This is a genomic window from Streptomyces sp. CA-294286 (assembly GCF_050947155.1).
Classification (GTDB): domain Bacteria; phylum Actinomycetota; class Actinomycetes; order Streptomycetales; family Streptomycetaceae; genus Streptomyces.
Window position 1 is genome coordinate 108,472 of the sequence record NZ_CP192005.1, and the last position, 11,866, is coordinate 120,337.

11 protein-coding genes and 1 tRNA gene are annotated in these 11,866 nt (G+C 73.5%); 6 read left to right on the forward strand and 6 right to left on the reverse strand.

The window, feature by feature from the left end; genetic code table 11:
* Positions 1-5 precede the first annotated feature (5 nt).
* Positions 6-845: a hypothetical protein gene (locus tag ACQPZG_RS05770; protein ID WP_433544738.1), complete on the reverse strand. Its 840-nt coding sequence runs from the start codon at positions 843-845 to the stop codon at positions 6-8.
* Between the two features lie 326 nt (positions 846-1,171).
* On the opposite strand from ACQPZG_RS05770, the gene ACQPZG_RS05775 reads away from it, so the two are divergent.
* Positions 1,172-2,206 (forward strand): serine hydrolase domain-containing protein, encoded by a 1,035-nt coding sequence (locus tag ACQPZG_RS05775; protein WP_433544739.1) that lies wholly within the window; start codon positions 1,172-1,174, stop codon positions 2,204-2,206.
* A gap of 29 nt (positions 2,207-2,235) precedes the next feature.
* Here ACQPZG_RS05775 and ACQPZG_RS05780 read toward each other — a convergent pair whose 3' ends face one another.
* The 3 genes from ACQPZG_RS05780 to ACQPZG_RS05790 all read right to left on the reverse strand — a co-directional run bounded on the left by ACQPZG_RS05780 (position 2,236) and on the right by ACQPZG_RS05790 (position 5,911).
* Positions 2,236-3,429 (reverse strand): methyltransferase, encoded by a 1,194-nt coding sequence (locus ACQPZG_RS05780; RefSeq protein WP_433544740.1) that lies wholly within the window; start codon positions 3,427-3,429, stop codon positions 2,236-2,238.
* 334 nt (positions 3,430-3,763) lie between these two features.
* The gene (locus tag ACQPZG_RS05785) at positions 3,764-4,546 is read right to left on the reverse strand and encodes a VOC family protein (protein WP_433544741.1); all 783 of its coding nucleotides are present in this window, start codon (positions 4,544-4,546) and stop codon (positions 3,764-3,766) included.
* 111 nt (positions 4,547-4,657) lie between these two features.
* Positions 4,658-5,911 carry a metallophosphoesterase gene (locus tag ACQPZG_RS05790; RefSeq protein WP_433544742.1) on the reverse strand — a complete coding sequence of 418 codons (1,254 nt, stop codon included), beginning with the start codon at positions 5,909-5,911 and terminating at the stop codon, positions 4,658-4,660.
* 403 nt (positions 5,912-6,314) lie between these two features.
* Between ACQPZG_RS05790 and ACQPZG_RS05795 the strand changes: the two genes are divergently transcribed.
* Positions 6,315-6,959 (forward strand): ArsR/SmtB family transcription factor, encoded by a 645-nt coding sequence (locus tag ACQPZG_RS05795; RefSeq protein WP_433544743.1) that lies wholly within the window; start codon positions 6,315-6,317, stop codon positions 6,957-6,959.
* Positions 6,956-8,275: an MFS transporter gene (locus ACQPZG_RS05800; protein ID WP_433544744.1), complete on the forward strand. Its 1,320-nt coding sequence runs from the start codon at positions 6,956-6,958 to the stop codon at positions 8,273-8,275. Before ACQPZG_RS05795 ends, ACQPZG_RS05800 begins: the two co-directional genes overlap by 4 nt.
* Before the next feature lie 3 nt (positions 8,276-8,278).
* Here the strand turns inward: ACQPZG_RS05800 and ACQPZG_RS05805 are convergent, their stop codons facing one another.
* Entirely contained in the window at positions 8,279-8,845 is a 567-nt protein-coding gene (locus ACQPZG_RS05805; protein WP_433544745.1) for a GNAT family N-acetyltransferase, read from the reverse strand.
* Between the two features lie 277 nt (positions 8,846-9,122).
* On the opposite strand from ACQPZG_RS05805, the gene ACQPZG_RS05810 reads away from it, so the two are divergent.
* The 3 genes from ACQPZG_RS05810 (at position 9,123) to ACQPZG_RS05820 (ending at position 11,027) form a co-directional block, all read left to right on the forward strand.
* The gene (locus ACQPZG_RS05810) at positions 9,123-10,229 is read left to right on the forward strand and encodes a mechanosensitive ion channel family protein (protein WP_433544746.1); all 1,107 of its coding nucleotides are present in this window, start codon (positions 9,123-9,125) and stop codon (positions 10,227-10,229) included.
* Positions 10,230-10,367: 138 nt separating this feature from the next.
* Positions 10,368-10,444 (forward strand) — tRNA-Pro (locus ACQPZG_RS05815).
* Between the two features lie 73 nt (positions 10,445-10,517).
* A complete protein-coding gene (locus ACQPZG_RS05820; RefSeq protein ID WP_433544747.1) occupies positions 10,518-11,027 on the forward strand; it encodes a DUF309 domain-containing protein in 510 nt (169 codons plus the stop codon).
* A 30-nt stretch (positions 11,028-11,057) separates the two neighbouring features.
* Here ACQPZG_RS05820 and ACQPZG_RS05825 read toward each other — a convergent pair whose 3' ends face one another.
* Positions 11,058-11,690 (reverse strand): LutC/YkgG family protein, encoded by a 633-nt coding sequence (locus ACQPZG_RS05825; RefSeq protein WP_433549276.1) that lies wholly within the window; start codon positions 11,688-11,690, stop codon positions 11,058-11,060.
* Positions 11,691-11,866 lie beyond the last annotated feature (176 nt).

Genomic DNA, 11,866 nt, shown 5'->3' on the forward strand with positions numbered 1-11,866 from the left:
ATCGGTCATCCGGCGAGGAAGCGGTGCAGGGACCGGGTCAGAGCGACTGCGAAGCTCTCGCGCGCCGCGTCGTCGGGAAGCCTGTCCAGGGAGAGGTAGGGGTTGAGGTCCTCCAGTTCGACCAGGAGGAGTTCCCCGTCCCGGGTGCGGCAGGCGTCGACGCGCTGGATGCCGTGGTCGAGGGTGTTCCAGTCGATGAAGCGCCGCGCGAAGTCGAGGTCGGCCGCGGAGGGTTCGTAGGGCTCCAGCACCCAGCGGGCGTCCGGGTCCGGTGCGTACAGGGCGTACTGGAAGGCGTCGTCGACGTAGACGAAGGACACCTCGTAACGGAAGTCGACACACGGCTGGACGAGGAGATCGCCGTCGGCGAGGCCGGCGAGGCTCCGGTACGGCAGGAAACGCAGGCCGACCGAGTCCGCCCCGGCCTTCGGCTTGACCGCGTACAGGTCCGCGGCGGGCAGGGTGTGCAGGTCCTCGGCACGGTCGACGGTGGGGATGGCCGGGAACCCGGACCGGGGAAGATCGAGCAGGTACTGCTTGCCCGCCATGTCGGCGCGCCCGTTCAGCGGGTTGTAGACACGCGTCCCCTCGCGCAGGGCGCGGGCGCGGAAGGCTTCGTACGCCTGCTCGTAGTACAGGACCGGGCCGCTGTTGCGGACCACGACCGCGTCGAAGCCGCCCATCAGCCGGGCGGCGTCCAGCGGGTGGCACAGGGCGAGATCGAAATCCTCGCGCAACCGGTCGGAGAGGTGGATGTCCTCGTCGCAGTAGCGCCGCCCGCGGGCCCGGTAGCCGAGGTCGGTGACGTAGAGCAGGCGGGGGCGGGGGCCGGGGCGGCTGGGCACTGCGCAACTCCTCGGTGGGGGAAGGGCACCGTATCGGCCGGGGCGTCCCTGCCGTCCGGGGGGGTCGGCCCGTTCCCTGGAGACACGTCTGAGGAGCCGGGATCGCCGACGCCCGTGCGGCGGTCGGAGCGGAGGGCGGTTCGCACCCCGGGGCGTGCACCGTCCCGCGCGCACCGGTCGACTCCCCCCACCGGGTGGGGGTATCGGCCCGCACGGAAGCCTCCGTTCGTCGTGAGCGAGGATGATCCAAAACCGATCTTCGACGCGAGGAGTGCGTGCACATGAAGGACCCCGGGGCCCAGGCAGTCCGATGGAATCCTGAACGGGTGAGCGGGGACCCGGAGTTGGCGGAACGCGTCCGGCGGGTGGCGGGGGCGGCCGACAGCTACCACACCCTGTCCGTGGCCCTGCTGGACGCCGACGGCATGCGTTTCGCGGGGCTGGGCACGGACCGCGCGGACGCGTGGGGTCCCGCGACCGCCGACACGGCGTTCGAGATCGGTTCGGTCACCAAGGTCCTCACCGGCATGCTGCTCGCCGCACGCGTCGACGCCGGTGCGGTGTCCCTGGAGCAGCCGGTGTCCACGCTGTCGGCGGGGCGCGGGTTCGTGCACGCCGAGACGGCGTCGGTCACCCTGGAGGAACTCGCCTCGCACCGCTCGGGGTTACCGCGGCTGCACCGGCGCGCCCCCGTACTGGGCGACCTGCGGGACGCGCTCACCATACTGAGGGGCCGGGATCCGTACCGGGGTCTGGGGGTGGAGAATTTCCTCGCGGGCGCGAGAGCCGTCGCGCCCGCAGGCCCGCGCGGCAGCTTCGCGTACTCCAACCTGGGGATGGCCCTGCTGGGCCATGTGCTCGCCGAAGCCGCGGGCGGACCCGCCGCGAGCCGCTACCCGGCTCTGCTGGAAAGGGAGTTGCTCGCCCCGCTCGGCATGGCATCGACGTGGGTGCGGGAGGATCCGGCCGATCCGCTCACCGCCTCGTGTGCCGTGCCGCATGCGCGGGACGGGCGTGCGGTCGCGCCGTGGGTCTCGGCGGGATACGCACCCGCCGGGGTCGGCGTGTGGTCCACGGCCCGGGATCTCGCACGGCTCCTCGCCGCCCTGCTGGACGGCAGCGCCCCCGGCGCGGCTGCCGCGCTGCCGCGCCACGCAGCGGACGGGCCGAACCGGATCGGCCTCGGCTGGACGACCCTGGACCGCAACGGCGAGGAGATGACCTGGCACAACGGGGCGACCGGGGGTTCGCGTTCCTTCGTCGGCTTCCACCGTGCGCGGGGGTGTGCCGTGGCTGTGCTGTCGAACACGGACCACGACGTCGACGTCCTCGGCGCGCGCCTCGTGTTCGGCGACGCCTGAGCCCGGCCCCGGTCCGCGGCCGTTTCCGGTCAGGCCGGTTCCAGACGCCACAGCGAGGTGGTCTCCGCGGCGCGCGCCGTGTGCAGCGGGTCGGCGGTGTCCTGGGCACGGGGGTGGCGGGGGCTGGTGTCGAGGCGGTCGCGGACGCGCAGCCCGGCGGATCCGATGGCGGCGAGGAGTTCGCCCCGGGTACGCAGGCCGAGGTGCTCGGCCAGGTCGGAGAGGACGAGCCAGCCTTCGCCGCCGGGGTGGAGATGGGCGCTCAGACCGTTCAGGAAGTCGTGGAGCATCGTGCTGCCCGGGTCGTACACGCCCTGTTCGACGGCGGAGGTGGGGCGCGCCGGGATCCAGGGCGGGTTGCAGACCACCAGGTCGGCACGGGCGTCCGGGAAGAGCGAGGGGGCGGGGGTGACGTCGACGCGGTCGGACAGGTGCAGCCGGTGGATGTTGTCGCGGGCGCAGGCCAGGGCGCGCGGGCTGATGTCGGTGGCGACGGTGCGCTCGACGCCCCGGCGGGCGAGAAGGGCCGCGAGGACTCCGGTGCCGGTGCCGAGGTCGAAGGCGGTGAGGGGGCGACCGCGCGGAGCGGGCAGGGGGGCGCGGGCGACCAGGTCGACGTATTCGCCCCTGACCGGGGAGAACACCCCGTAGTGCGGGTGGATGCGATCCCCGAGGGCCGGTACGTCCACGCCCTTCTCGCGCCACTGCTGCGCGCCGATCACGCCGAGGAGTTCCGTCAGGGAGATCGCGGTGGGCGCGTGCGGCGGACCGTAGGCCTCCGTGCACGCCTGCCGCACGTCGGGTGCCCGGCGCAGTGCGAGACGGTGTTCGCCGTCGAGGAGGACGAGGAGGTGGCCGAGGACCCGGGCGCGGTGGGCGCGGGCGCGGCGGTGCCGGTGGAAGGCCTCGGCCGGTGTGGGCGCGTCGGAGGTGGCGCTCGGGGCGGGGGGCCGCTTGGCGGGTTTGCGGTCGATGCGGCGGCCCATCGCCTCAAGGAGCCGCCGGGCGTTGTGGTAGTCGCCCTGCCACAGCAGAGCGGTTCCCTCACAGGCCAGGCGGTGAGCGGCGTCGGCCTTGGTGCGGTCGTCGGCCGCCACGGCCCTGCGGGGCGCGGGGGCGGAGTTCTCGGAGTGCCAGAGGGCGGTACGGGAGGTCTCCCCCTCCTGCCACTCGACGACGGCGGGCAGCGCACCGGACAGGGGGGCGGGCGTGGGCGCGGACATCGCGGACTCCTCGAAAGCGTTGCGGCACGGACGCGGAACGCGCATCGACGGGGCGAGGAGCGAAGAAGGACGATTCTACTACTGCTCCGCGTCGAGGCGTGCGGGGCGGATTTGCCGGGAACGCGGCCCGGATCCGTCCGGGGCGTGGCGCGCCTGCTCTCCTTCGCAGTGGCGCGCGGATGCCTCCGTCCGCGGCGCGGCACGCGCGTTTCCTTCGCGGCATCGCACGCCTGCGTGGTGCCTTCGCGGCGGCGTATGCCTGCTCAGTTCTTTCGCGGCGGCGTATGCCTGCGTGGCCCTGCCTCTCGGCTCGGCTGCTGTCCGGCGCGGGGAGTCAGGTCCCGGCGGAGTCCGCCAGCAGGTGCACCGACTCCTGTTCGCGGGGATCGGTGCGGGCGACGACGCAGTGCACGGGCTCGTCCGTGGTGACCGGCATGTGCGGGGTGTCGGCGGGGATGAACACCATGTCGCCGGGGCCGAGTTCGTCGCGTACGGCCAGTCCTTCGCCGTGATGGATCTCGTGCCGCCCGCTGATCACGTAGATGGCCGATTCGTGGCCGGCGTGGACGTGCGGCACGCCTCGGGTGTGCGGCGGGATGCGCACCTCGTGGAGGCAGAGCGCCCGGGTGTCGACGGTCTCGGCCGAGACGCCCTGGGTGAAGACCCCGCCCTGCACGCCCTGGTAGCCCTCGTCGGTCCGGCGCAGGACGACGGCCTGCGGGACGGGAAGCGGCGCGTCCTCCGCCCCGCCGTCGACCTCTGCGGTCACCCGGAACTCGTTGCCCGCGGGGTCGGCGAGCAGGACCGCCCCCTCGGCGTCCGGCACCCGGTCCACCAGGCTCGCGCCGAGCGCCGTCAGCCGCCGGACCTCCTCGTCCCTGGTGCCTCGCGGCAGGAGGTCGAGAAGCACCCGGTTCCGCTCGGGCTTCTTGCCTTCGGCGCGTACGAACAGGAGGGCCGGACTGCCCGGTGTCGCCGTCAGGGCGACCGTGTCGTCGCCGGGTGCGTCCTGTGCGTCGATCGGCTGGCCGAGCGCCTCGCTCCAGAAGCCCGCCACCTCGTACGGCTCGTTCGGGGCCGTGCAGTCGAAGGTGAGGTGCCGTATCACGGACGTCACTTGGGGCACTCCTGCCACTCGCGGATCGACTTTCCGGCGGACTGTACGTGCGCGATCGGCGGCACCGGAGCCGTTTCGCACAGACGTGCCGAAAAGCATCGGTGGGTGCCGCTACCCCAGGCCGGCCTTCTCCCGGCTCGCCGCGCCCAGTGGGGCGGTGGTCCGGGTGCGGTGGGCGAGGCGGGCGGTACGGGTGGGGACGTCGACGGTGTACGCATCCACGACCATCGCCTCCTGGGAGACCTTGAGCACCATGAAGCCGTGGTCGGAGAAGTTCTGCCAGGCCGCCGGATGGCTGGAACGCGCCCGTCCGTCACCGGACTTGGCGAACGCTCCGCAGACGATCTGCCGGGTGCCCGCGGTGCGGGCGGTGGGCTCCAGGAGCTGGAGGGTGTGGTCGTGCCCGGAGAGGATGAGGTCGGCCCTGCCGCACACCACTTCCTCGTACAGCTCCTTGAGGTGAATGCCGCGCGTGTAGTGCCCGACGAGGAAGCCGTCGTAGGAGCCCGCGCTGCCGTGCTTGCCGTTGTTGAGGTACGGGTGGTGCCCGAGGACGACTTTCCAGCGGGCCCGGGAGCCTCTCAACGCGTCGTCCAGCCATGCGCGTTGGGCCTTCATGTACGGCCCGTCCCAGCGGTAGTGCGGATCGGTCTGGGCGACCGTGGAGGCGACCGGGTTGGTGTCGAGGGCGAAGAACTCGACGACCGGGCCCCCGCCGTCCACGGGGAGCGCGGCACGGTAGTAGCGGCTCGGCATGTACCAGCGGCGGGAGGACGCGGCGTACGAGACCTCGCGGTCGCCGCGCGAGGGGTCGCCCCCGCTGCCGGGGATCAGCCCGGAGCAGTCGTGGTTGCCGAGGACCATCAGCCACGGCACGTCGATGCCGGTGTTGGGCTCCTCGAACTTCGTCCGGAACTCCGAGTCGTGGGCGGACTCCGGGCCGTTCTCGTAGATGTTGTCGCCGAGCCCCACGGCGAGTCCGACGCCCTCCGTGCGGCAGACCTGGCGCGCGGCGGCGGCCACGGCGTGCTGGGCCTCCCCGCCGGTGCCCGCGTCACCGGTGACGAGCACCGCGAACTCGCCCCTGCCATTGGGGTGTTGCGGGAAGGGATACGCGTCCGCACGAACGGGCTGACGGGCGCTCGCCGACCCGTCCCGGCGGGTGCGGGCTTCGGCGGCGCCGCCGCCCGGGAGCACGGCAAGGGCGGCCCCGGCCACCGCGCCGCCCAGCAGCGCGCGTCGGCGGACGGCGTTCATGGTGCGCACTCGGTCGCCGGTCGGCCCGGCGGCCAGCTCCGGTTCGGCCCGCAGCCACTGCTCTTCGGTCAGGTCCGCCCGCGGCGGTATCGGATCGTCATCGCACATGGCAGCGTTCTCCCACATGACGGCGGTGGGGCGGGCGTCGAAAGAGCGAACGGGAGGCGGAGGTGTCGGGGCGACTTTGTGTGCGGGCCGGCCACCCGCGCCGATCGCGTACGTTCCGTCGCGGTCGTAGCGGTGCGTGCGGGCGATGACGGCGAAGCCGCAGCGCTCGTACCCGCGGCACCTCCGTCGCAGGTCCCGCAACGGGCCCGGTGGAAGCACGGCGCGCACGTAGGACCGCCCACCCGCACGACCGTCCTCCTCGGCCCGCACAGCCGCCGTCCCCGTGCACCCGCGGCCCGCACGCCCGTCGCTCCGGCCGTGTCCGCACTCCGCCGGAACCTTCCCCAAAGAATTTTTGCAAAAATTCTTTGGGGAATCCGTCAGGCGTTCTACGCTCTCCGCCATGAACCCTCATGACTCTCCGCCCCAGGGCGATCGCGTCCTCGATCCCGAGCGCGACGCGGCCGCCCTCAAGGCCCTCACGCACCCCCTGCGCATCGAACTGCTCGGGTTGCTGCGGCAGCACGGCCCGGCCACCGCGAGCGAGCTCGCCGCCCGGACCGGAGAGTCCTCGGCTTCCGCCAGCTATCACCTGCGGGTGCTGGCGAAGTACGCGTTCGTCGCGGAGGCCGAGCACCGGGACGGCCGGGAGCGCCGATGGAGGGCCGTGCACGCCATGACCTCCTGGAACAACGAGGAGATGCGGACCACCCCGCATAGCCGCGCCTTCCTCGACGTCATCCGCAGGGCACAGGTGGAGCACCTGGAACGCACCCTCGCCCAGTACGAGAAGGACCTGGCCGCGGGCCGGATCGAGCCGCAGTGGGTGGAGCCGTCCGGCGTCGAGGACAGCATGCCGCGGCTGACAGCCGAGTCGCTCCGCGAACTGCGGCAGGCGATTCACGACAAGGCGGCGGAGCTGGCAGCCCGCGACGAGGACGACCCGCGCGCCGAGCGGGTCACCCTCGTCCTGGCAGCACTGCCTCAGGTCTCCGGCAACTCGCCCACGGACACGGGCACTTCGGGCACAGCCGAGGGGGCGCCGTGAAGGAGGCGACCGAACTCGGCAGCGCGCGGCGCCGCTACGTGGTCGTCAGCGCGCTCTTCTGGCTGCCGATCGGGCTGGCCATGGCACCCGGCGTCCTCCTCTTCACCGAACGCGGGCTGAGCCTGACGGCCGTGGCCGCCTGCTTCGCCGCTCACTCGCTCACCGCGGCAGCGCTGGAGCTGCCCACCGGCGGGCTCTCCGACGTGCTGGGCCGACGCCCCGTCCTGGCGGCCGCGGGGACGCTCAACGCCGTCGCCTTCGGCCTGCTGGGACTGGGCTCCACGCAGGCCCTGCTCGTCCTGGGCATGGGCCTGATGGGCGCGGGCCGCGCCCTGTCCAGCGGGCCGGCCGAGGCCTGGTACGTCGACACCGTGCAGGCCCACGCGGGCCCTGACGCGGAACTGCGCACCGGGCTTGCGCGCGGCGGAACCGCGACGTCCGCCGCGCTGGCGGTCGGCACCCTGGGCGGCGGGGCGGTGCCGTGGCTGCTCGGACTCGTCCCCGGTCTCGACGACCGGCTGCGCGCGGCCACCGGCCACCTGGTGCTGCCGCTGTCCGTCCCCGCGCTGCTCGCCGCGGCCGTCAGCATCGTCTTCGTGCTGTACGTCCTGTCCGCGCTCCGGGAGGCGCCCCGCGAACGGGCCACGCTGCGCGGTGTCCTCGGGGGCGTTCCCCCGACGATCGGCGACGGGCTGCGCCTGGGGGCCGTCGACGCGACGGTCCGACGGGTGCTGCTGACCGCCGGGGCGGCCGGAGTGGCGTTCGCCGTCGTCGAGTTGCTCTCACCGGGGCGCACCGCCCGGCTCGTGGGTTCGCCGGAGACGGGTGCGGCGGTCTTCGGCGCGCTGTCCTGCGCGGGGTTCGCGATGGCGGGACTCGGCAGTGCCCTCGCACCGCTCGCCGCCCGTCTGGCGTGCGGCGGTGAGCGTGCGGTGATGGCGGCCCTGGGGGTCAGCGGCGGCGGCCTGATGCTGCTCGCGGTCACCGCGACGTCGGCGGGTCCGCTTGCGCAGGTCCTCGCGGTGGGCGGGTTCGTCCTGTTCCATCTGGGGATCGGAGCGGTCGGACCCAATGAGAACGACCTGCTGCACCGCCGGGTGGGAAGCGGCCGGCGGGCCACCGCTCTGTCCGTCCAGTCGCTCGCCCTCCAACTGGCCGCCGCCACCGGCGGCCTGGCGATCAGCGGTCTCCCCACGGGGCCGCTGCCCTGGCTCGGCGGCGGCACGGCGCTGCTGGTGGGGGCCCTGTTGTGGGCACGGCGCCCGGAGTCGCGGTCCGCTGCCGCACCGCGCGCCGCGTCCCTGACCGAGGGCTGACGGTCAGCCGTACGGCGTCAGGTCGAGCTCCCCCACCACCTCGTCCTCACTCGTCTCCCCGGTCAGCCGGAAACCGAGCTGCTGGTAGAAGCCCTGGGGCCCGTCCTTTCCCGGGTGCCAGGTGGCGGTGAGGCGGGCGCCGCCCCGTCGGCGGATCTCGGCGGCGACGGCTTCGACGGCGAACCGGCCGCATCCCCGGCTCTGTTCGCCCGCGGCGACGTTGAGCCGCCACAGTCCGGAACGCAGGTCCCGGACGGCACCTGCCCCGGGCCCGCCCCCTTCCGTCGCGCCGCTGCCCGACGCGTCGCCCGTCGCGCCGCCACCGGTCGTCCCGTCCCCGGACGCTTCGCCCCCGGCGAAGTCGACGTCGAAGAAGGCCATGAGGAAGGCGACGGGACGGCCACCGTCGAGGACCAGCCGGGGCCAGGCCCGCTCCTGATACACGTACGCCTCGGCGAGGGACTTCACGACGGGCGCCACCAGATGCTCCTGATCGGCGCGTACCTCGATCCCGAGCGCGGCCGTGAGGTTGTCCGGGGTGATCTCTGCGAGTCGCAGTGCGGCGGTCATGACGGGAACGGTACGCCGGGAGCCCGGGGGTACGACCGGCTCCCCTGCGACAGAGGTGACTTCGCCGTGGGCCGGGGCGCGCGACGGGTCGCCGGGGACGGCCGGCCCATGGGGCAGGATGACGCTCGCGCGGGCCGCCCGGCAGGTGCCGCCCGCGTGACCGCGCAACCCGGAATGAGCAGGTACCCAAGGTGACGACACCTCACATATGCGGCCCCCATGGGCATTTCATCTCCCGACCGACGGCCGTCCGCTGGACAGAACGGGGAACGCACTGATGGAGCGAGCCCTCGAACTGAGCGATCTGATCGTCGCGGGCATCGCCGTGGCCGCGGGGCTGCTGGCGGCCCTGCTGCTGCGCACGGTGCTGCGCTGGCTGGGCGAGCGCGCCAGCCGCACCAGGTGGAACGGGGACGACCTGATCGTCGACGCCGTCCGCACCCTGGTGCCCGTGGCGGCGGTCGCCGCCGGCCTCGCCGTCGCGGCCGCCGCGCTGCCGCTCACGCCGCGGACGGGGCAGAACGTGACCCGGGTGCTGACCGCGCTGCTCATCCTGGCAGGGACGGTCACGGCCGCGCGGATCTCCACCGGCCTGGTGAAGTCCGTGGCCCAGTCGCGGTCGGGCGTGGCCGGATCGGCGACCATCTTCGCCAACATCACCCGCGTCGTGGTCCTGGCCATGGGGTTCCTCGTCCTGCTCCAGACCCTGGGCGTGTCGATAGCCCCGCTGCTCACCGCCCTCGGCGTGGGCGGTCTGGCTGTGGCGCTCGCCCTCCAGGACACCCTCGCCAACCTCTTCGCGGGTGTGCACATCCTCGCCTCCAAGACGGTCCGTCCCGGGGACTACATCCGGCTCAGCAGCGGAGAGGAGGGCTACGTCGTCGACATCAACTGGCGCAACACCGTGGTGCGCCAGCTCTCCAACAACCTGGTGATCATCCCGAACCTCCAGCTCGCCGGCACCAACATGACCAACTTCAGCCGTCCCGCTCAGGACCTGGAGATCTCCGTCCAGGTCGGCGTCTCGTACGACAGCGACCTGGAGCAGGTGGAGAAGGTCACGTCCGAGGTCGTCGCCGAGGTGATGCGGGACATCGCCGGCGCCCTCCCCGAGCACCAGCCGGCGGTCCGCTTCCACACCTTCGGCGACTCGCGGATCGGCTTCACGGTGATCCTCGGCATCGGCGAGTTCAGCAACCAGTACCGGGTCAAGCACGAGTTCATCAAGCGCCTGCACCAGCGCTACCGCGCCGAAGGCATCAGGGTGCCGTCCCCGGTCCGCAACGTCACGGTCGTCCAGGGCGGCATACCGGACGGACTCGCGCACGGAATCCCGCAGCAGCGCCAGGCCCCCGACCAGGAGCCGCTGCACCCCGCTCGCTGAGAGACGGTCCCGGGGCTGCGGCCCGCTCCCCCACCCCCGCCCGACCGGCCACGAAGGGGTGCGGTTCTTTCGCCCGTCCCGGGTGAGGTATTGTTCTCATGCGCGCTCAGCCAGGGGAAAGCCCAGGTCAGCGCGCACCGGGACGTGGCGCAGCTTGGTAGCGCACTTGACTGGGGGTCAAGGGGTCGCAGGTTCAAATCCTGTCGTCCCGACCAGCGATTTCTCGCAGGTCGGAGCCCGTATCAGAACATTCTGATACGGGCTTTTCCGCATTCCCGGGAGGAAACAGTGACCGGCACGGACGACAGGAACACGCAGCGCGACCGCGATCCCGAAGGGCGCGCCCGCAACGCGCGCCCCCGGGACGGGCTCGGCCGCCCGCTCCCCTACGGGTCCGCGGGGGTGGAGCGTCAGCCGGAAGGGGTGGTCCGTTCCCCCGCCGAAACGGTGTGCGAGGCGCAGCGGCTGCTGGACGCGGGCATGCCCTTCCATGCCCACGAGGTCTTCGAGGACGCGTGGAAGTCGGGGCCCGAGGAAGAGGCTCCGCTGTGGCGGGCGATGGCACAGGTCGCCGTGGGACTGACCCATGCGGCGCGGGGGAACGCGGCGGGCGGCGCGCGGCTTCTGCTGCGGGGGGCCGCGGGCCTTGCCGCGTACGAGGGCTCCAGGACTCCCCACGGGATGGACCTCGACGCCCTCGTGCGGTGGGCCCGGGAACTGGCCGGACGGGTGGGGGGCGCGGGAGCCGGGCCGGTGGACGCGGGTACGGAGGCGCCCCGGCTCGCGGGGGCACGCTGAGACGGCCCGGCCGCACCTCCTGCTCACCCTTCATGAGCCGGTCGGGGCTCGGCTCTCCGTGAGGAGCACCACCTCCAGGGTGCGCGGGCCGTGCACTCCCTCCACCCGGTCGAGTTCGATGTCGCTGGTCGCCGAGGGACCGGAGATCCAGGTCAGCGGGCGCGTCGGGTCCAGGCGGGGCATGGCCTGCGGGAGCGAGGCGACGACCTGGGAGGGGGCGCGGACCACGCAGATGTGGTGGTCGGGGACGAGGGTGATGCGGCGACGGCCCTGCTCGGGGCCGCCGTCCAGGACGATCGTTCCGGTCTCCGCGACGGCGAGGGCGCAGCCGGTGACCACGCTGCCGATCCGGTCGAGGCCGGCGGCGCCGGAAGTGGCTCGGTCGTGCACGGGGGTGGCTGCGGCGGCGGAGAGCCAGTGCGGGGGGAGCTGCGGCGGTACGAGTACGGAGGCCGAACCGCGTTCGGCGAGGAGGCGCGCGAGCAGTGGGGCGATGCCGTCCTCGGTGGTGCGGTGGACCACCGCCCGGTAGTCGGCGAGGTTCTCGTGCAGGAGGTCGAGGACCGCGTCCGGGTCGTCGGCGGTGTGGGTGACGGCGTACGCGCGAAGGGGCTCGGGAACGGGCGGGGCGTCGGCGACGGCCGCGCGGATCCGGGCGAGGATGCGGTCGCGGGCAGCGGCGGGAGCGGGGCGGTCGGGGCCGCCGGGCGAGGTGTCGCGGCCGGTCCCTCCGCGGCCTGTGGGGGGCGTGGCCGGGGAGGCGGCGGCGCGGGGGCCTGCGGGTGCGCCCGCAGCCGCGGCGCGGTGGCCGGAGGGTGCGTCCGCCGCGGCGCGGTGGC